The following is a 19,967-nucleotide window of genomic DNA, read 5'->3' as shown; positions in this document are numbered from 1 at the left end:
GGCGGCGGGCGGCGGGCGGCGGGCGGCGGCCGGCGGGCGGGGCGGTGATTCAGCGGTTTCGCAGGCAGAACTCGTTGCCGTCGGGGTCGGCGAGGACGGTCCAGTCGACGTCGCCCTGGCCGATGTCCAGCCGGCTCGCGCCGAGCGCGAGCAGCCGGTCCAGTTCGGCCTGTGGGTCGCCGTCCGGCGCGAGATCGAAGTGCAGCCGGTTCTTGCCGAGCTTGGGCGCCACGGGCGGGCCGCCCCAGGTGACCTTCGGGCCGCCGTGTGGTGACCGGATCGCGGTCTCCTCGTCCTGGTCCCACACCAGCGGCCAGCCGAGCGCCGCGCTCCAGAAGTACCCGACGGCCTGGGTGCCGTCGCAGGCCAGCGCGCCGAGGAAGCCGCAGTCGGCGAGGAACCTGTTGCCGGCCGGCAGCACGCAGAACTCGTTGCCCTCGGGATCGGCCAGTACCGCGTGCTCGGCGTCCGGTCCCTGCCCGATGTCGATGTGCCGACCGCCGAGTTCCAGCGCCCGCGCCACCGTGCGTTCCTGCTGCTCCGCCGAGGTGCTGGTCAGGTCGAAGTGGATCTGGTTCTGGTCCCGCTTGGGCTGCTCGGAGGGCAGACATCGGATCCGGAAACCGGTGTCGTCGGTGGGTGTCAGCGCCGCGCCGGCCGGATCGTCCGCCGGCTCCCAGCCGAGCACGCCGGCCCAGAAGGCGGCCAGCCCGGCGGGATCGTGCGAGTCGAAACAGAGTGCGTCGAGTCGGGCCATTCCCGGTCTCCGATCCGTCCTGGCCGGGGCCGCTCCCCGGCTGTGAGGAAAGCCACGCTAAGCAGCTCGGACACGGCGCCGCAACCGGATTGGCCGATCTCAGCCGCCCACCGCATCGAGCAGGTGCCGGCCGAGTTGCGCGTGCGCGCGTACCGCGGGATGGGTTCCGCCGTAGTCGTCCGGTTCGGGCAGCCGGTCGGCGAGGAAGACGAACGTGGCGGCCGGCGCACCGTCGGGGCCGAACACGACGCCGACCTCGTGCCGGCAGTCCTCGTCCGCGCCGTGCTTGACCGCGACCCGCTGCCGCTGCGTCGACGACATGTGCCGGCGCACGCCGTCGCAGTACCCGGGCTGCGCCCACCGCATCGCCCGCAGCAGCGCGCGGCTACCAGCGGCCGACAGCAGTGTCCCGGCCGCGAGCCGGTCCAGCAGCGCGTACGTCTCCCGGGCGGTGGTGGTACCGAGGTAGAAGCGCCGCTCGTCGGTCGCGAGCGGCCGCACCCGGGTGTGCCGGAAGCCCTGCGCGGCAAGGAAGTCGTTGATCCGCGGCCCCGGCAGCAGCCGGCCGAGCAGCCGTACCGCGGTGTTGTCGGAGCCGTTGACCAGCGCGACCAGCAGGTGCGCCACGGTCAGCCGGTCGCCGTAGCCGGCCTGCAGGTGCAGCGTGCCGGTGCCCTCGGCGACCAGGTCGGCGGTCAGCTCCACGGTGTCGGTCAGCGCCAACCGGCCCCGGTCGACCTCGGTGAGCACCGCGGCCGCGATCGCCACCTTCTGCACGCTCGCCGCCACGACCACCGCGTCCGCGTCCTCGGCGAGCACCGTGTCGCCGTGCAGCGTCAGGTACGAGTGCCAGCTCCCGCCGGCCGCCCCGGCGCAGCGCGAGTAGGCCGCGGCGAGCGCGTCACCCGGCGCAGGACGGGCAGTCACCGAAGATCTCCACGGTGTGCGAGACCTGCCGGTACCCGTGCTCGGCGGCGACCTTCGCGGCCCACTGCTCGACCGCCGGCCCGGCCACCTCGACGGTGGCACCGCACCGCCGGCACACCAGGTGATGGTGATGGTCCTCCTGCCGGCACCGGCGGTAGAGATGCTCGCCGTTGGGTGGCCGCATGGTGTCCACCTCGCCGGCGTCGGCGAGCGCCTGGAGGGTGCGGTACACCGTGGTCAGGCCGACGGCGTCACCCTGGCCGCGCAGCATCGCGTGCAGGTCCTGCGCGCTGCGGAACTCGTCCACCTCCGACAGCAGTTGCATCACCGCCGCGCGCTGCCGGGTCGCCCGCCCCATCGGCCGCCCCTGGGTCACGAGCCCTCCCCGGCGACGACCGTGTCGACCACGGCCGCGGCGGCCCGGCCGACCGGCTCGGGCTCGCGCGCGTGGCTGACCGCGTCCGCGACGATGTGCGCCACGTGCTCGTCGGCCAGCGAGTACGCGATCTCCCGGCCGCGGCGCTGCCCGCGCACCACGCCGGCGCCCTTGAGCACCCGCAGGTGTTGCGAGACCAGCGGCTGGGGGCGCCGGTCGCGTCGACCAGTTCGTGCACGCAGCGCGGGCCGGCGGCGAGTTCGGTGACCACCGCGATGCGCAGCGGCGCGGCCAGCGCCCGCAGCAGCTCACCCGCCGCCTGGAAGCTCTCGTACCCGTTGGGCAGGCTCATCGGCCGCACCACGGGCACCACGCGACAACAGCGGTCATGCCCCCACCGTATCGCCCCCGCGACGGCGGTCGAGCGGGCCGACGGCCGCTCAGACGAGCTTGACCACCGCGATCACCACGAGGACGGCGATGAGCAGCAACTGCATCGCCCGGCGGGCGGCGAGCAGCCGCGGCCAGGTCACCCGCAGCACCGCGACCAGACCCGCCGCGATCACGAGCAGCACGATCGCGCCGGCCAGCCCCGGCGCGAACAAGCCGACCAACACCACGGCCAGGGCGAAAAGGAACACTCCGGTACGCGGCAGCCCGGACAGCCAGGCGAGCAGCACCTGCGCCCGCCGTACCACCGGTGAACCCTCCGACATAGGCACAGACACTAGAACGTGGCTGCCCGATTCGCACGGGTGGAGCCACCCGGATTCGCCGGGCGGTGTCGGTGCGACCACCCGCGGCCGACCGGGGCCCCCGGCTCGCCGGGCCCGGTCGGTGCGCCCCGGCAGCCGGACCGGGCCCGCCGGCCGTAACCGGACCCGCAGGTCGGCACGCACCGTGCCGGTGCCGCGCGCCGGCGCCGCGCGGTACCGGTAGCGTTGCCGGCAACGAGGTACGGATCGATGGGTGGGTGACGTCGTGCTGGTGGTCAACCGGTTCGTGCTGGGTGCTGGGCCGGTGGACGAACGGGACGTGACCGGGCCGGACCCGGACGCCGAGCGCGACTTCCTGGACCGGGCCGAGCGGGCGCTCGCGGCGCTGGCCGGCTGTGCCGGCTTCGTGCACGGCGAGCTGGGTCGCGCCGCCGACGACCCGACCCGCTGGTGCCTGGCGACCCGGTGGGCCTCGATCGGCGCGTACCGGCGGGCGCTCGGCTCGTACCAGGTGAAGGTCGCCGCGACCCCGCTGCTGGCCGAGGCGGTCGACGAGCCCACCGGGTACGAGGTGCTGCGCAGCGCCGGTGCCGACGGCATCACCGCCGAGGACAGCGATCGTGCGCCGGGCGAGGCCAACCGCCCGCCGCGGCGGTAACGCGATGGGCCGCCGGCGCGAAGCTCCACTCGCCAGCTCCGGGCGACCGCGAGGCGGCGCCGAGGATCGACCGTGCGTGGTGCGGTGAGCACACATCGGTCAAGCCCGGCGGGTGGTGCCCCGGCTGGTTACGATCACCGCAAACCAGCAGACCGGGGGAGCCGACCGAACATGACGATCAGCGGGGTGTGGGGGGAGTGCGCATGACCGGGCCAGCCGGTGACTCGCCCGACCCGGACCGCCCCGCCGCCCCGCCGCCCGGCCCGACACCGCCGGACCCGTCCGCGGGCGGGTCGGGCTGGACGCCGCCGTCGTCGCCCGGAAACCAGCCGCCCGGGGCGCGCCCGACCGGGCCGCCGCCCGCCGGGGCGCGGTGGCCCGGGATGCCTTCGGCCGCACCGCCGGGACGCACGCCCGCCGGCGCGCCGCACGCCGCCGGGATGCCGCCGGGTGGCGCCCAGCAGCCGGCGGCCGGGATGCCGCCGGTCGGTTCGGCGCCGCCGGGGACACCGCCGGCCGGGTCACCGCCGCCGGAGGAGCCGGCCGGGCCGCCCCCGCCACACGGCCCCGGCGCCGTCGTGCCGTTCACCGCTGCGCCGCGGGAACGCAACCCGCGGATCTGGATCGGCCTCGGCGCGGTCGCCCTGCTGGTGGTGCTGTGCTGCGGCGGTGGGGTCGCCGGCATCTTCGGGTTCGGCGCCTACCAGGAGCACCAGATCTCCGCCGCGGCGGACAAGTTCCTGGTCGCCCTGGAGTCCCAGCAGTACCCGCAGGCGTACCGGATGCAGTGCCAGCAGGCCCGCGCGCAGGAGAGCGAGCACGAGTTCGTCAGCCGGCTGGACAGCCAGCCGCGGCTGCAGTCGCACCACCTTTCCGCACCCCGGCAGTACCAGGGCAACACGGTCTTCGAAGTGCCGGCCACCCTGCGTTACGTCGACGGCCGGTCCCGCTCGTCGGACATCATCGTGGTGGGCAGCGGCACCGGTGGCAGCGTCGGCTGGCGGGTCTGCGGTACCGCCGGTTGACCGGGTCCCGACCGGACCGCGAACGGCGCCGTCGGCGACCGAATCCGGCTCGATCCGATTTCTGCCGACGAGTACTCTGAACAGCTCCGACGGACGGTAACCAGCAGCACCGACGAGCGTTGTGCTCGGTGACGTCAATGTCCCCGCCGACCGCCAGCCGGATGGAGGAGCTGTGCCCGTGGACCGCATCGATGCGATCGTGAGCCTGGCCAAGCGCCGTGGCTTCGTGTTCCCCTCCAGCGAGATCTACGGCGGTTCGAAATCCGCCTGGGACTACGGGCCGCTCGGCGTCGAGTTGAAGGAGAACGTGCGGCGCGCCTGGTGGCGCTCGATGGTGACGTTCCGGGACGACGTGGTGGGGCTCGACTCGGCGGTGATCCTGGCGCCGGAGGTGTGGGCGGCCTCCGGCCACCTCACCGAGTTCGTCGATCCGCTCACCGAGTGCCAGTCCTGCCACAAGCGCTACCGCGCCGACCACCTGACCGACGAACACTCTGCCCGGCACGGCGCCGCGCCGGCCAGCCTGACCGAGCTGACCTGCGCCAACTGCGGCAACCGCGGCACCTTCAGCCCGCCGCGCAACTTCAACGGGCTGGTGCGCACCTCGCTGGGCCCGGTGGAGGACACCTCGTCGATGCACTACCTGCGGCCGGAGACGGCCCAGGGCATCTTCGTCAACTTCCTCAACGTGATGCAGTCCTCCCGGCGCAAGCCGCCGTTCGGTATCGCGCAGGTCGGCAAGTCGTTCCGGAACGAGATCACGCCCGGCAACTTCATCTTCCGCACCCGCGAGTTCGAGCAGATGGAGCTGGAGTTCTTCGTCAAGCCAGGCGAGGACGAGCAGTGGCACGACCAGTGGCTCGCCGAGCGGTGGCGGTGGTGGACCGACCTCGGGCTGTCCGAGCGCAACCTGCGGCGGTACGAGCATCCGGCGGCGAAGCTGGCGCACTACGCGAAGCGCACCGTGGACATCGAGTACCGCTTCGGCTTCGGCGGCAAGGACTTCGACGAGTTGGAGGGCGTGTCGAACCGGTCCGACTTCGACCTGCGCACGCACTCGACCGCGTCCGGCACCGACCTGTCCTACTTCGACCAGGAGAACGGCGAGCGCTGGTTCCCGTACGTGATCGAGCCGGCGGCCGGGCTGACCCGCGCGGTGCTCGCCTTCCTGCTGGAGGCGTACGACGTGGACAAGGCGCCGAACACCAAGGGCGGCATGGACTCCCGGACGGTGATGCGGTTCGATCCGCGGCTGGCGCCGGTGAAGGCGGCGATCCTGCCGCTGTCGCGCAATCCGCAGCTGTCGCCGAAGGCCCGGGGCCTGGCCACCGACCTGCGCCGCCGGTGGAGCGTGGAGTTCGACGACGCCGGCGCGATCGGCCGGCGGTACCGGCGGCAGGACGAGATCGGTACCCCGTACTGCGTGACGGTCGACTTCGACACCTTGTCCGACAACGCGGTCACGGTTCGCGACCGCGACTCGATGAAGCAGGAACGGGTCAGCCTCGACCATGTGGAGGCATACCTGCTGGAGCGGTTGCCCGGCTGCTGACCGGCGACGCAGGAAGGCCCGACACCGCACGGTGTCGGGCCTTCGCTGTGGGGGGACGTGCCGCGGTCGGGGGAACCGCGTTGCTGCTACGGGCAGGGCAGCGCGTTGACGATCGCGGTCGCCCGCACCTCGTCGTCCGCGTACGCCGACGGGAACGCCGACACCTGGACCCGCTGGGCGGCCACGGTCACCGGAAGGTTCTGCCAACCGGGGATGCGCAGCAGCGCCTGGTAGAACTTGGTCGCCGAGGTCTCGGGGTTCATCAGTTCGTTCAGCGAACCCCAGTTCGGCTGCTGCTGGAACAGCCCGACCGACAGGTGGTCGGAGCCGACCGCCTGGTGCGCCATCCGCAGCGACGCCGGCAGGTTCACGTTGGCGTAGTTGCGCAGCTGGCTCTCCTGCAGCGCGGTGGACAACGCGACGATCTGGCCGCGCCGGCTGATGTGCATCTTCTTCCCGGCGCGCATGATGGCGCGGGCGTTCTGGGTCTGCAGCGTGGACAGGTCGACGACCCGGGCCGGCGCGGTGCACCGCTTGGCGCTCCGCGAGGCCGCGGCGGCCTTCTTCTTGCGCGCCGCGTCGTCGGCCTTCTTCTTGGCGTCGGCGGCCTTCTTCTTGGCCGCGGCGTCCTCGGCCGCCTTCTTCTTGGCGGCTTCGGCCTGCGCGGCGGCCTGCCGGGCCCGGACGATGTTCGCCGAGACCCGCTGGCCGGACGCCTGGATCTGCTGCCCGGACAGATCGATCGCGGGCCGGGTGGCGGCCTGCTGGGTGTCTGCCGCGGCGTGTGCCGCAACGGGCTTCTCGTGGCTGGACGTGTCAGATGTGGGGGAGGCACTAGCCAGCGATGCACCAAACAGCGCGGGGGAGCACGCAATCACCGCAGCCAGCACCACGCGCAGACGCGCGCGATTCATGGCAGTCCTTCGGTATAGGGGGTTGGGGGGTCTGGCACGCCGGGGGGACGTGCCGCGCCTCGACGCCTCTAACGCCGGGGCTGATCGAGTGGGAGCTCGATCCGCCTGGACCCGGTGGCGGCTGCCACCGGGCGGCCTGCGCGTCGCTCGCCAGCGGGCGGATACCCACGGTGATTCGCGGCGCTGGAACCTGGGTAACACTCCGCAGTCGCTGCTGGCCAGCATCTGCGCGCCTTTCATGGCGTAACCCACAGTGATCATGAAACTGCTGGGTCGACAAGTCCGGCGTGCGTTACGGAACCGCCCAGTCACCGCGAGTCGTGTTGTCTCGACGGCACCGCGACCACACCGGTACGCGAGTTCGGCTCACGACTCTCGTGCCCGTTCGAACACTGTCAGTAATGATGCCTCGGCTCCGGCGGTCGGGTACCGACCGGCGGGTGGCGCCGGCACCGGCGGCACCCGGGAAACCCATCCCGCCCCGGCCAACACACGCTGTCCCGGCCGCGGCGGTCGCGCCGGGTGAGCCGGCTCACCTCATTCGCCGGCGCCGACGGTGTCCACCGTCACCGTGATCGCCGGCGGCTCGCTCAGCCGCCGTTCCGCGACCGCCACCAGCGGCGAGGTGGGCGCCCGGCGACGTCCCCGGCGTAGCGCGCGCCGCGCCTCCCGGCCGTCCCCGGCGATCGCCGCGGCGACCGCGGCCACCAGTTCCGCCTCGCCGGCGTCCCGGGCGTTCGTCGCCCAGCGAACCGACTGCTGGGCGAACTGGCGCGCCAGCTCGGCGTCCCGGTCGTACAGCGCGAACAGCGCCAGGACGAACGCCGCGCCGTCGCGTTGGATCGCGTACCCGAGCGCGGGGCACAGCTCGCGCGCCCGGGCGGCGGTGTCCGGATCCACCGGCTGACCGGCGAGCATGGCGAGCCCGGTGTACAGGCAGAAGCCGAACCGGGTGGCCAGGTCCTCGGGGCCGGCGACGTCGAGCAGGGCGGCCGCCCCGGCGCTGGCGGCGGCGTACTCGCCCCGGAGGTACTGGAGCCGGCCGCGCATCAGCGCGAGGTCCTGCTCGGACATGGTGCCCGCCAGTGCGTCCAGTTCGGCCTGCACCGTCGCCGTGTCCCCGCGGTGGTCGGCGAGGCTGATCCGCTGGGCACGGGCCAGGCCTGCCCGGGTCGCGACCGACTCCGGCGGCGCGTAGCGGCGCGGGCGCCAGAGGGCGACCCGGATCGGCAGCTGGGACGCCACGTTCAACTGGCCCCCGATCAGCACGAGCCAGGCGAAGGCGAACACGGCGACGGCGGTCGCCGGCCGCAGCCAGGACGGCGGGATCGGCCCGACCGGCCGGTCGAAGTTCAGCTCCTGCCAGACGATCCAGACCGCCGCGGCGGTGCTGGCGAGCGCCGGTACGACGGCGAGCAGCCAGCGGCGCGCCGTGGCCACCCCGCCCTTCGGCTGGAACAGGCCGAACCGGACGGGCAACGGGATCGTCCGCAGCAGCAGGACCCGGCGCCCGATCAGCCACCGGCCGCGGACCCGCCCGGTACCGACGTCCAGGACCGCCAGGTGCAGGCCGCCGAGGACGCCGCCGAGCAGCGTGCAGCACAAGAATCCCAGCTGCGCCACCGCCGCGCACACCACGCCGCGCCGCAGCATGGCCGGGTCGAGCCAGCTTTCGCCGAGCACCTCGTGCCAGTGGGCACCGGCGACGAAGATCATGAGGGCGAGATTGGCAGCAGGGGGATGCGGCGGGGCAACCGCAGGGGCGGGGGCACGGCGGTGATGATAGGGATGCGGCGATCGTCCGGGCTTCGGCTGAACGGCCGATTCCCCCCGGTGTGACCTGACCTGCGCCGCGCCGCTCCGAGCGGGCGCCGGCCGGCGGCGCGTGCCATGCTCGTCGGGTGAGTGCACCGACCCTGCCGAACCCGTCCCCGCAGCCCGCCGCCCCGACGGGGCTGCCCGGGCCGCTGCGGCTCGGGCGCTACGAGCTGCCCGCGCCGGTGGTGCTCGCGCCGATGGCCGGCATCACCAACGTCGCGTTCCGGGCGCTGTGCGCCGAGCACGGCGGCGGGCTGTACGTGTGCGAGATGGTCACCACCCGGGCGCTGGTCGAGCGGAACCCGAAGACGCTGCGCATGATCGAGTTCGGTGCGACCGAACGCCCGCGCAGCCTCCAGCTGTACGGGGTGGATCCGCGGGTGACCGCCGACGCGGTGCGGATGGTGGTGGGCGAGGGCCTCGCCGACCACATCGACCTCAACTTCGGCTGCCCGGTGCCCAAGGTGACCCGCAAGGGCGGCGGTTCGGCGCTGCCCTGGCGGCGCCGGCTGTTCGAGGCGATCGTGCGCGGCGCGGTCGAGGCTGCCGCGCCGGCCGGGGTGCCGGTGACGGTGAAGCTGCGTCGCGGCATCGACGACGAGCACCTCACCTTCCTCGACGCCGGACGGATCGCCCAGGACGCCGGTGTCGCCTGGGTGGCGCTGCACGGCCGGACCGCGGCACAGCGCTATTCCGGTACCGCCGACTGGCAGTCGATCGCCGAGCTGAAGGCGGCGCTGTCGGTGCCGGTGCTGGGCAACGGCGACATCTGGGAAGCCGACGACGCGCTGCGGATGGTCCGCGAGACCGGCTGCGACGGGGTGGTCGTCGGCCGGGGCTGCCTGGGCCGCCCGTGGCTGTTCGCCGACCTGGCCGCCGCGTTCGCCGGCGGCACCGGCCGGATCCTCCCGACCCTCGGCGAGGTGGCCGCGACGATGCGCCGGCACGCCGTGCTGCTGGGCGAGTGGCTGGGCTCGGAGCGGGACGGCTGCGTCGACTTCCGCAAGCACGTCGCCTGGTACCTCAAGGGTTTCCCGGTCGGCAGCGCCCTGCGGCGCAGCCTCGCGATGTCCTCGTCACTGTCCGAACTGGACGGTCTGCTGGCGCAGCTGGATCCCTCGGTGCCGTTTCCGGTGGCCGAGCTGGGCAAGCCGCGAGGCCGCACCTCGGCGCCGGCCCGGGTGGCGCTGCCGGCGGGCTGGCTGGCCGACCGGGACGCGCTGACCGTGCCGTCCGCAGCCGAACTCGACGTCTCCGGCGGTTGAGCCGCCCGGCCGCCGCGCGGTCGGTTCGGCGTGGTCCGAGCACTGTCGTCGGTTCTTTTCGGAGGTCGTGATGCCCGTCCCGCGACGACGGCCGCGTACCGCGGGCAGCGGCGCCCCGGAGACCGGTGGGCTCGCCGCCCCGGCGACGGCGGGCGCGGCCGATCCGCCGGTGCTGGACGTCTCGTTCGGCGGCTCGTTCTCGGCCGGCGACGCCTACACCGCCGCCACCGGAGAGACGATGGGGGCCACCCTGACCCGGCGTACCGGGGCCGAGTCGCTCGACGCGGCTCGCGGTGCCGTGCTGCACGGCGGCGCCGACGGGCTCACCCTCGTGCCGGACCGGCCGGTCAGCGGCGGCGACACGCAGCGCCCGTTCGTGATCGAGGCGGCCTTCACCCCGACCGGCGACCAGCAGCCGCTCGCGACCGTGCTGGCGGTCGGCGGCGCGGTGTTCGCCCGGTACGCCGGAAACCGCTTGGAGTACGGGATCTCGGTGCTCGCCGGCGGCGCCCGGACCGACGTCACCCGTACCGTCGCCGAGCCGGCGGTGGGCAGCCAACACGTGCTGTCGCTCGGCTACCAGCCGGGCGCCGACGGTGCGACGCTGCACGCGTTCCTGGACGGCGACCAGCTACCGGACGCGGTGAGCGACGCCGGCCCGGCGGCCTGGCTGCCCGGCCCGGCCGGTGGCCGCGTCGGCATCGGCAACGACGTGCATCCCGCCCGGCCGTCCGGTGGCCTGACCGGTTCGGTACGCCGCGCCCGAGTGGCCGGCGCCGCCGGCCCGTTCACCACCGAATACCTTGCGCTGCAACGGATCCGGTCGAGCACTACCCCTGCCCGCGTCGGCTTCGAGGGCGCCCTGAAGGCCGACGGCCGCTGCCGGAGCGCGCCGGGTGAGTCGGGACTGGAGGTGCTCGGCGCGCTGCCGCGCGTCGCCGCCGAGCACCCACCGGCGCAGCGGCTGGCGATCGGCCCCGGCGAGTGCCTGACCTCGTTGCTGGCCAAGGCGTCGTCGCTGCGCCCGTCGCTGCGCCAGCTGGCCTGGCAGCGCCTCGGGCAGACCGCGTTCCTGCATTTCGGCATGAACACCTTCACCGGCCAGGAGTGGGGCACCGGTACCGAGGACCCGGGCCTGTTCGCGCCCACCGACCTGGACACCGACCAGTGGGCGAGGACGCTCCGGGACGCCGGGTTCGCGCTGGCGATCCTGGTGGTCAAGCACCACGACGGCTTCGTGCTCTACCCGTCGCGCTACACCCGGCACAGCGTTGCGGCCAGCGGCTGGCGCGACGGCGCCGGCGACGTGCTGCGCGACTTCACCGACTCGATGCACCGGTACGGCATCAGGGTCGGTGTCTACCTGTCCCCGGCGGACGAGAACCAGTTCCACCACGGGGTGTACGCCAACGGCAGCGCGCGCACCACCCGCACCATCCCGACCCTGGTCCCGGGCGACGACCGTGCCGCGCGGGTCGCCGACGGCAGCCTGCTCACCTTCCACCTCGCCGCCGACGACTACGGCGGCTACCTGCTCAACCAGCTGTACGAGGTGCTCACCGAGTACGGTCCGGTCGACCAGGTGTGGTTCGACGGCGCGCAGGGCCGGATCCCGCCGGACCGGGTCGAGCAGTACGACTTCGCGAGCTGGTACTCGCTGATCCGGTCACTGGCGCCGCAGGCGGTGATCTCGGTGACCGGGCCGGACGTGCGCTGGGTGGGCAACGAGCACGGGCTGGCCCGCGAGGACGAGTGGAGCGCGCTGCCGACCGTCACCCGTGCCGATGGCGCACCCGACTACGCGCTCGGCTTCGCGGCGCCGGACCAGGGTGGCGACGGCGCGCTGCTCGCCGGCCGGGACGCCGGCGGCACCGACCTGTCCTGGTGGCCGGCGGAGTGCGACGTGTCGCTGCACGCCGGCTGGTTCTGGCACCCGGACCAGGCGCCGAAGTCGGTGGCCGAGCTGGTCGACATCCACGCCCGGTCGGTCGGCCGCAACGCGGTGCTGCTGCTCAACGTGCCGCCGGACACGGCCGGCCGGATCGCCGACGCGGACGTCGACCGGCTCGCCGAGTGGCGTGCCGAACTACACCGGTTGATGCCCACCGACCTGGCCCGCGGCGCCCGGGTCGACGGCGACGGCAGCCGCCCCGGCGCGGTCGTGGACGGCAGGCAGGGCAGCGCCTGGATCGCCCCCGGCCCGGACGCCGGCAGCCTCACCGTCACCCTCCCGGCCGCGACCCGGATCGAGCGGATCGCGCTGAGCGAGGACATCCGGTACGGCCAGCAGCTGGCCAGGGCGGTACTGGAGGTGCCCGACGGCGCCGGCGGCTGGTCGACGCTCGCCACCGTCGGTACGGTCGGGTCGCAGCGCATCGTGGTGCTGGACCGGCCGGTGGTCACCGGCACGCTGCGGCTGCGCGTGGTCGCCTCGCGGGCCGCAGTGCGCCTGGACCGGCTCAGCCTGTACTGCGCGGCGACCTGAGGTCCGTCCACAGCGGACCTTCGCGATCACGACGGCTGGTCGACCTGCTCGCGGGCGGCGGCCCGGCGGACCCGGTAGTGCTCGACCGCGTTGAGGGCGGCGATCGCCACCGCGAGCAGGACCAGCGCGGCCAGCGCCGGCAGGAAGGGCGCGACCGGCAGCAGTACCAGTACCACCCCGGCGCCGGCCAGCCGGGTCGTCGACACCAGCCGGAACATCTTCCACCGGGTGTAGCCGAACGTCGCGAGATACAGCGCGGCGCCACCGTACAGCAGGCCGGTCACCGCCCAGTTCAGGTGCTCGCTCGGATGCGCGACCGCTTCTCGCATGCCGACCGCCGCCGCGATGATCGCGCCGACGAACGACAGGTGCGCGTACGACAGGACGTGCCGGGCGACGTCGGTCTGCACCTGTGCAGTGGCCATCGAGAACCGCATCGCGTCCTGCGCGTACTGGAAGTAGACCCACCACAGGCCACAACTGAGCGCGAACGCCGCGGCGACCGCGCCCAGCACCCCGGCCGACAGCCCGAGCCCGGCCGCGGCCGGTGCGCCGATCGCGACCACCGACTCGCCCAGCGCGATCAACACGAGCAGGCCGAACCGCTCGGTCAGGTGCGGTGCGTCGAACCGCAGCGCGCGCAGCCGGAACCGGAAGATCGTCGGTGACGCCAGGTCGATCACCGCGGCGGCGGCCCACAGCGCAAGCCGCGCCGGCCCGTCGAGCAGGCCGCCGGCCACCAGCAACGGGCCGGAGACCACCACCGCGACCACGAACGGCGGGTTGGGCCGACGATCGGCGCCGCCGAAGGCTATCCCGGCCAGCAGGAACCGGCCGACCCAGTACGACGCGGCGAACAGCAGGCCGCGCTCGCCGTACGCCTCCGGTACCGCCAGCGCCATGAACAGGCCGGTCAATCCCACCGCGAACAGCCCCAGCCGGAACCGGATGGGGCTCAGATCACGCAGGTTCGCCTGCATCGACGCGCCCACCCAGGTCCAGTAGACCGGCACGAACACGGTCAGCGCGCGCAGTACCCCGAGCCAGGAATGGTGTTCGGCCACCAGCTCCGAGACCTCGGTGATCGCGAACACGAACACCAGATCGAAGAACAGTTCCGCCCAACTGACCCGCTTCTCGGTTTCCTCATCGGCCACGCCCGACAACCTACCGAGCCGGCCCCGATCGCCACGACGTCGTCACTCTCAGCGCCGGCGATCCGGGATCCCCCGCGGCCTCACACTCCGTCCGCGGCGGGCCGGCCGCCGACGGAACCGTCCGGTGCCTGGCAGCTGCCGGCATCGTCCCCGGCGTCGGGTGCCTTGCTGCCGCCGGCATCGTCCCCGGCGTCGGGTGCCTTGCTGCCGCCGGCATCGTCCCCGGCGTCGGGTGCCAGGCCGGCGCCGGTGTCGGACGCGGCGGCCAGCAGCCGGGCGGCCAGGCCCCGGACCAAACCGCGCAGTTCGGCCGGGCCTTCGATGGTGAACGGCGCGTCGAGCCCGGCGAGTACGGCGGGGACCCAGTCCAGCCGTTCGGCACGCAGCTCGACTCGTACCCAGCCGTCGTCGTCGGGTTCGTGCAGCACCGCGACCGAGGCCGGCAGCCCGGTACGGATCTGCTCGGTCGGCGCTTGCACCCGCAGCGCGACCCGGTACCGCCACGGCGTGCGGGCCAGCGCGGACAGCACGTGGTCGGTCGGGTCGAACCCGGCCGGCACCTCGAACCGGCCCGGCCGCACCCGTGGCGCGTCGATCCGGTCCAGCCGGAAGGTGCGCAGCTCGCCGCTCGCCGAGTCCGGACCGGCCAGGTACCAGCGACCGCCGTGCGCGACGATCCCGTACGGCTGGACGGTGCGCCGGCCGGATCGGCCGTCCCGCGCGGTGTAGCCGATCTCGACCGGCCGCCGGTCCCGGGACGCCTGCGCCAGCAGCAGCAACACGTCCGCCTCCGGCGCCGTTGCGGTGGCGGCGGGCAGCTCGGCGGTGTCGCGCAGCGCCGCCAGGCGGTCGGCGAGCTGTGCCGGAAGGACCCGGTGCAGCTTGGCCGCGGCGCTCTCGGCCGCCGCCGGGCCGGCCGCCGGCCGGGCGGTGAGCAGACCGAGCAGGACGGCGAGCGCCTCGTCGTCGGTGAACATCAGCGGCGGCAGCCGGTAGCCGGGCGACAGCCGGTAGCCGCCGTACCGGCCCCGGACCGACCGGACCGGAACGTCCAGGTCGACCAGGTGCGCCGCGTAGCGCCGGACGGTGCGTTCGTCCACGCCGAGCCGCGTCGCCAGCTCCCCGACGGTGTGGGTGCCGCCGGCCTGCAGGATCTCCAGCAGCGCGAGGACGCGGGCCGTCGGTCGGGTCACACCTGCTCCAATACCGGGCGGAAGCTGTCCGGTATCAATCCTAGCCTTCCGGTCGGCGGGTTCTCCCGCCCGAAGGGACGGCCGTGGCCCCGAGCAGCCGGTCGCCGCCGGACGAGCCGGGCCCGGCAGCGCCGCGCGGTCCGGCGCCGAGCACCCGGCGTCGACCGGAGGAGCCGGACAGCCGGCGCCGACCGAAGGACGACCGGAGGAGCCGGACAGCCGGCGCCGACCGAAGGACGAAAGGAAGCATCATGAACCTGGTATCGATCCGGATCATCACCGCCGACCTGGCCCGACTGGTCGCGTTCTACGAGCTGGTCACCGGGGTGCCGGCCGACTGGGCCACCCCGGAGTTCGCCGAGGTACGCACTCCGGCGGGCACGGTGGCACTGGGCAGCACGCGTACCGTGCCGCTGTTCGCGCCGGGGTCGGCCGAGCCCGCCGCCAACCGGACGGCGATCGTCGAGTTCCTGGTCGACGACGTGGACGCCGAGTACCGCCGGCTTGCGCCCGCGCTGGCCGACGTCGTGACCGAACCGACCACGCTGCCTTGGGGCAACCGGTCGCTGCTGTTCCGCGACCCGGACGGCAACCTGGTCAACCTGTTCACCCCGGTCACCGAGCAGGCGGTCGCCCGGTTCTCCCGCTGACCGCCGGTGCCGCGGAGTTCGGCATACGTTTTCCGGAAGACCGGACGGTGGAAATAACGTTTGCCCAATTCTCCGCTCCGTTGTCGGCATACGTTTTCCCATTTATCGATCGCTTTCCCGGAGCGCCGGGACGTGCGCGTTCGTGCGCGGACAAACGACGTCCCGGACCGGGTGGATCAGTATCTGGCCAGCCGACGTGCAAAGTGTCACGATGGCATTCAGAAGTCGGGTGAGCATTCGTTAACCTGCGGCCATACACATCCACCGAGGCGCGGCGGCGGCTGCGACCTTGTGAAAGGGGTCGGCGTGACGAAGTACGTGTACGACTTCGCCGAGGGCAACAAGGACCTCAAGGACCTGCTGGGCGGCAAGGGTGCGAACCTGGCCGAGATGACCAACATCGGGCTGCCGGTGCCGCCCGGGTTCACCATCACGACCGAGGCCTGCCGGGCCTACCTGACCGACGGCCAGCAGCCGGACGGCCTGCGCGCCGAGATCGCCGACCACCTGACCCGGTTGGAGGCGGGCATCGGCCGCCGGCTCGGCGACCCGACCGACCCGCTGCTGGTCTCGGTCCGGTCCGGGGCCAAGTTCTCCATGCCGGGAATGATGGAGACGGTGCTCAATGTCGGGCTGAACGACGAGTCGGTGCACGGGCTCGCCACCCAGTCCGGCAGCGAGCGGTTCGCCTGGGATTCCTACCGGCGGCTGATCCAGATGTTCGGCAAGATCGTGCTGGGCATCGACCCGGAGCGTTTCGACGGCGCCCTGGAGGACAAGAAACGGGCCCGGGGTTCCGATTCCGACCTGGATCTGACCACCGACGATTTCCGTACCCTGGTGGCTGCGTACAAAAAGATCGTGCGGGACTCGACCGGCCGCGACTTTCCGCAGGAGCCGGCCGAACAAATGAGCCAGGCGATCCGTGCGGTGTTCGAGTCCTGGAACGCCGAACGCGCCATTCTGTACCGTCGCCAGGAGCGCATCCCGGCCGACCTCGGTACCGCGGTCAACATCGTCGCGATGGTGTTCGGCAACCTCGGCATGGACTCCGGTACCGGCGTCGCGTTCACCCGTGATCCGGCGTCCGGCGCGCAGGGCATCTACGGCGACTACCTGCAGAACGCGCAGGGCGAGGACGTGGTGGCCGGCATCCGCAACACCGTCCCGCTGGAGCGGCTCGCCGACATCGACCGCGGATCCTACGACCAGCTGCTCGACATCATGGCCACCCTGGAACGGCACTACCGCGACCTGTGCGACATCGAGTTCACCATCGAACGCGGCAAGCTGTGGATGCTGCAGACCCGGGTCGGCAAGCGCACCGCCGCCGCCGCGTACGTGATCGCGAACCAGCTGGTCGACGAGGGCATGATCGACCTGGACGAGGCGGTACGCCGGGTCAACGGCGCGCAGCTCGCCCAGCTGATGTTCCCCCGGTTCGACACCGAGGCGAAGCGGGAGCGTCTGGCCCGCGGCATGAACGCCTCGCCCGGCGCCGCGGTCGGCAAGGTCGTGTTCGACTCGTACACGGCGGTGAAGTGGTCCCGGTCGGGGGAGAAGGTCATCCTGGTCCGGCGCGAGACCAACCCGGACGACCTGAACGGCATGATCGCCGCCGAGGGCATCCTGACCAGTCGCGGCGGCAAGACCTCGCACGCCGCCGTGGTCGCCCGCGGGATGGGCAAGACCTGCGTGTGCGGCGCCGAGGAACTCGACGTCGACACCAAGGGCCGCCGGCTGACCACCCGGGACGGCCTGGTCGTCGAGGAGGGCGACGTGCTGTCCATCGACGGCTCCAACGGCATGGTCTACCGCGGCGAGGTGCCGGTGGTGTCCTCGCCGGTGGTGGAGTACTTCGAGGGGCGCCACGAGCCGACCGGGGTCGAGGCCGACGTGCTGGTCAAGGCGGTGCACCGGATCATGACCCGGGCCGACGAGGTGCGCTGCCTGGGTGTCCGGGCCAACGCCGACACGCCCGAGGACGCCGCCCGCGCCCGCCGGTTCGGTGCGCAGGGCGTCGGCCTGTGCCGCACCGAGCACATGTTCCTCGGTGACCGCCGGCAGCACGTCGAGCGGCTGATCCTGGCCGACACCGACACCGAGCGCGAATCCGCGCTGTCGGCGCTGCTGCCGCTGCAGCGCGACGACTTCGTCGGCATCTTCACCGCGATGAACGGGCTGCCGGTCACGGTGCGGCTGCTCGACCCGCCGCTGCACGAGTTCCTGCCCGACATCACCGAGCTGTCGGTCCGGGTCGCGCTGGCCGAGGCGCGCGGCGACGCCAACGAGAACGACCTGCGGCTGCTCCAGGCGGTACACAAGCTGCACGAGCAGAACCCGATGCTGGGGTTGCGCGGGGTGCGGCTCGGCCTGGTGATCCCGGGCCTGTTCACCATGCAGGTACGCGCCATCGCCGAGGCCGCCGCGAAGTGCCGGGCGGACGGCGGCAACCCGCACGCCGAGATCATGATCCCGCTGGTCGGTACGGTGCAGGAGCTGGAGATCATCCGGGCGGAGGCCGAGGCCGTGCTGGCCGAGGTGTCCCGGGAGTCCGGTGCGGACCTGCACTGCCTGATCGGCACGATGATCGAACTGCCGCGGGCCGCGTTGACCGCCGGGCAGATCGCCGGCGCCGCCGAGTTCTTCTCCTTCGGCACCAACGATCTGACCCAGACCGTGTGGGGTTTCTCCCGGGACGACGTGGAGGCCGCGTTCTTCTCCGCCTACCTGGAGAAGGGCATCTTCGGGGTGTCGCCGTTCGAGACGCTGGACGTGGACGGCGTCGGCCGGCTGGTCCGGCTGGCCACCGAGGAGGGCCGCGCCGCCCGGCCGGAGTTGAAGGTCGGTGTCTGCGGTGAGCACGGCGGCGACCCCGACTCGGTGCACTTCTTCCACCAGGTCGGTCTCGACTACGTGTCCTGCTCGCCGTTCCGGGTGCCGGTGGCGCGGCTGGAGGCCGGCCGCGCCGCGCTGCAGCGTTCGGACTCCGACACCCGCTGACCCGCTCCGGAGTCCGCCGACAGGGACACCGACACCTCGCGACGAACCGGGCGCCGATCGCGGCGCCCGGCCCGTCGCCTGTTCGACGCACCCGCAAAACGAGCGGGACTGCCGGTCAGGCGGCAGAATGAGGCGTTATGTCGAGCAGGTGGGAGCAGATCGTGGTCGACTCTGCCGACCCGGCGCGGCTCGCGCGGTGGTGGGCGGAGACCCTCGACTACACGATCGTGTACGAGGACCGCGACGAGATCGACATCGGTCCCGGCCCGGACGTGTACCCGTGCCTGACCTTCGTCCCGGTGCCCGACCCCAAGCTGGTGAAGAACCGGTTGCACCTCGACCTGCGCCCGGACGACCAGGCCGCAGAGGTGGAACGGCTGGTCGACCGCGGCGCGCGCCGGGTGGACGTCGGCCAACCGGCGCGCGCACCGTGGGTGACGCTCGCCGACCCGGAGGGCAACGAGTTCTGCGTGCTGTCGGCGGGATGAGGCGACGATGAGCATCGACATGGCCGACACGTACATCGCCGAGGGGCTCGCCGCCGACACCGCCGGCTGGGACTTCGACCGGTTCGCCAGCCGGATGAGCACCACCCCGCCGCCCTGGGAGTACGGCCGGCTGGTCGACGCGGCGGTCGGCAGCGGCACGAACACGCTGCTCGACCTCGGTACCGGCGGCGGCGAGTGGCTGTCCGGCTGGCTGTCCGGCCGGACGGCCGAGCACCGGCCGCGCCGGCTGCTCGCGATCGAGTGCTGGCCACCGAACGTGCCGGTCGCCGCCCGCCGGTTGGCCCGGCACGGTGTGCTGGTGGTGGCCGCGGACGGCGCGCAGGACAACGTCGAGCAGGGCCCGGCGGACCGGTCCGGCCGGCTGCCGCTCGCCGACCGCAGCGTCGACGTGATCATCAACCGGCACGAGGCGTACCGGGCGTCGGAGGTGGCGCGGGTGCTACGCCCCGGCGGCACGTTCCTCACCCAGCAGGTCGCGTACGGCGAGAGCGACCTGCACCGGCTGCTCGACCTGCCGGAGCCGGAGACCGGTGACTGGACCCTGCGGTACGCGGTGAACCAGGCCGCCGAGGACGGGCTCACCGTGCTCGACGGTGGGGTCGGTACCGATGTCACCGTCTACCAGGACGTCGCGCCGCTCGCCTGGTACCTGCGGCAGGTGCCGTGGGCGGTGCCGGGCTTCGACCCGGCCCGCAACGCCGACCGGCTGCGCGCGGTGCAGCACCGCATCGACAGCGAAGGCCCGGCGGAGGTCCGCCGCCAGCACTTCTGGCTCCGTGCCACCCGCCGCGCCACCTGATGCCGGCCGGTCGCGCCGGGCGTCGTCGGCGGTCCGACCGGCGGCGCCGCGCCGGAAAACGGTGAACGGTAATCGATCGTCGTTACCGTCGGGTTTCGCAGGTGATTTCCGGGTAACCCGAGGTAATGCTCAACTGGGGCTCAAAAGTGGCTCGTCCCGCTTT

The 19,967-nt window shown here is 73.1% G+C and carries 17 protein-coding genes and 1 pseudogene; 9 read left to right on the top strand and 9 right to left on the bottom strand.

Going from position 1 to position 19,967, the window contains the following annotated elements:
• Positions 1-49 precede the first annotated feature (49 nt).
• The 5 genes and pseudogenes from Athai_RS19895 to Athai_RS19875 form a co-directional block, all read right to left on the bottom strand.
• Entirely contained in the window at positions 50-757 is a 708-nt protein-coding gene (locus Athai_RS19895) for a VOC family protein (RefSeq protein WP_203962893.1), read from the bottom strand.
• A gap of 99 nt (positions 758-856) precedes the next feature.
• On the bottom strand, positions 857-1,684 hold the full coding sequence (locus Athai_RS19890; protein WP_203962892.1) for a serine hydrolase: 828 nt from the start codon (positions 1,682-1,684) through the stop codon (positions 857-859).
• Positions 1,659-2,042, bottom strand: coding sequence for a Fur family transcriptional regulator (locus Athai_RS19885; protein ID WP_203965945.1), 384 nt, complete (start codon positions 2,040-2,042; stop codon positions 1,659-1,661). The genes Athai_RS19890 and Athai_RS19885 overlap by 26 nt, the downstream gene beginning before the upstream one ends.
• A gap of 14 nt (positions 2,043-2,056) precedes the next feature.
• Positions 2,057-2,412, bottom strand: a pseudogene (locus Athai_RS19880) (ArsR/SmtB family transcription factor).
• An 88-nt stretch (positions 2,413-2,500) separates the two neighbouring features.
• On the bottom strand, positions 2,501-2,776 hold the full coding sequence (locus Athai_RS19875; protein WP_203962891.1) for a DUF6703 family protein: 276 nt from the start codon (positions 2,774-2,776) through the stop codon (positions 2,501-2,503).
• Between the two features lie 265 nt (positions 2,777-3,041).
• Between Athai_RS19875 and Athai_RS19870 the strand changes: the two genes are divergently transcribed.
• From Athai_RS19870 to Athai_RS19860, 3 genes are all read left to right on the top strand, one after another.
• The gene (locus Athai_RS19870) at positions 3,042-3,434 is read left to right on the top strand and encodes an antibiotic biosynthesis monooxygenase (protein WP_203965943.1); all 393 of its coding nucleotides are present in this window, start codon (positions 3,042-3,044) and stop codon (positions 3,432-3,434) included.
• 383 nt (positions 3,435-3,817) lie between these two features.
• Complete coding sequence (locus Athai_RS19865) at positions 3,818-4,459, top strand: hypothetical protein (protein ID WP_203962890.1); 642 nt, start codon at positions 3,818-3,820, stop codon at positions 4,457-4,459.
• 172 nt (positions 4,460-4,631) lie between these two features.
• Positions 4,632-6,011 (top strand): glycine--tRNA ligase, encoded by a 1,380-nt coding sequence (locus Athai_RS19860; protein WP_203962889.1) that lies wholly within the window; start codon positions 4,632-4,634, stop codon positions 6,009-6,011.
• 86 nt (positions 6,012-6,097) lie between these two features.
• On the opposite strand, the gene Athai_RS19855 is transcribed toward Athai_RS19860, so the two are convergent.
• Together Athai_RS19855 and Athai_RS19850 are read right to left on the bottom strand one after the other, a co-directional pair.
• Entirely contained in the window at positions 6,098-6,925 is an 828-nt protein-coding gene (locus Athai_RS19855; protein ID WP_203962888.1) for a hypothetical protein, read from the bottom strand.
• A 537-nt stretch (positions 6,926-7,462) separates the two neighbouring features.
• On the bottom strand, positions 7,463-8,641 hold the full coding sequence (locus Athai_RS19850; protein ID WP_203962887.1) for a hypothetical protein: 1,179 nt from the start codon (positions 8,639-8,641) through the stop codon (positions 7,463-7,465).
• A gap of 239 nt (positions 8,642-8,880) precedes the next feature.
• Here Athai_RS19850 and dusB point away from each other — a divergent pair, with 239 nt between their 5' ends.
• Together dusB and Athai_RS19840 are read left to right on the top strand one after the other, a co-directional pair.
• Positions 8,881-10,008, top strand: a complete 1,128-nt coding sequence (dusB, locus tag Athai_RS19845) for a tRNA dihydrouridine synthase DusB (protein WP_203965941.1) — start codon at positions 8,881-8,883, stop codon at positions 10,006-10,008.
• Between the two features lie 70 nt (positions 10,009-10,078).
• The gene (locus Athai_RS19840; RefSeq protein ID WP_203962886.1) at positions 10,079-12,493 is read left to right on the top strand and encodes an alpha-L-fucosidase; all 2,415 of its coding nucleotides are present in this window, start codon (positions 10,079-10,081) and stop codon (positions 12,491-12,493) included.
• A gap of 26 nt (positions 12,494-12,519) precedes the next feature.
• Here the strand turns inward: Athai_RS19840 and Athai_RS19835 are convergent, their stop codons facing one another.
• A complete protein-coding gene (locus Athai_RS19835) occupies positions 12,520-13,650 on the bottom strand; it encodes a low temperature requirement protein A (RefSeq protein ID WP_203962885.1) in 1,131 nt (376 codons plus the stop codon).
• Positions 13,651-13,730: 80 nt separating this feature from the next.
• The gene (locus tag Athai_RS19830) at positions 13,731-14,843 is read right to left on the bottom strand and encodes a helix-turn-helix transcriptional regulator (protein ID WP_203962884.1); all 1,113 of its coding nucleotides are present in this window, start codon (positions 14,841-14,843) and stop codon (positions 13,731-13,733) included.
• Between the two features lie 251 nt (positions 14,844-15,094).
• On the opposite strand from Athai_RS19830, the gene Athai_RS19825 reads away from it, so the two are divergent.
• The 4 genes from Athai_RS19825 to Athai_RS19810 all read left to right on the top strand — a co-directional run bounded on the left by Athai_RS19825 (position 15,095) and on the right by Athai_RS19810 (position 19,804).
• On the top strand, positions 15,095-15,493 hold the full coding sequence (locus Athai_RS19825; RefSeq protein WP_203962883.1) for a VOC family protein: 399 nt from the start codon (positions 15,095-15,097) through the stop codon (positions 15,491-15,493).
• A gap of 306 nt (positions 15,494-15,799) precedes the next feature.
• The gene (gene ppdK, locus Athai_RS19820; protein ID WP_203962882.1) at positions 15,800-18,496 is read left to right on the top strand and encodes a pyruvate, phosphate dikinase; all 2,697 of its coding nucleotides are present in this window, start codon (positions 15,800-15,802) and stop codon (positions 18,494-18,496) included.
• Between the two features lie 137 nt (positions 18,497-18,633).
• The gene (locus Athai_RS19815; protein ID WP_203962881.1) at positions 18,634-18,984 is read left to right on the top strand and encodes a VOC family protein; all 351 of its coding nucleotides are present in this window, start codon (positions 18,634-18,636) and stop codon (positions 18,982-18,984) included.
• Between the two features lie 7 nt (positions 18,985-18,991).
• The gene (locus Athai_RS19810; protein ID WP_203962880.1) at positions 18,992-19,804 is read left to right on the top strand and encodes a methyltransferase domain-containing protein; all 813 of its coding nucleotides are present in this window, start codon (positions 18,992-18,994) and stop codon (positions 19,802-19,804) included.
• The last annotated feature ends 163 nt before the right edge of the window (positions 19,805-19,967 follow it).

Origin of the sequence: Actinocatenispora thailandica (genome assembly GCF_016865425.1) — a bacterium.
Taxonomy (GTDB): domain Bacteria; phylum Actinomycetota; class Actinomycetes; order Mycobacteriales; family Micromonosporaceae; genus Actinocatenispora; species Actinocatenispora thailandica.
Note: the sequence above shows the minus strand (reverse complement) of the source record. Positions and strands in the feature narration are given on the sequence as shown.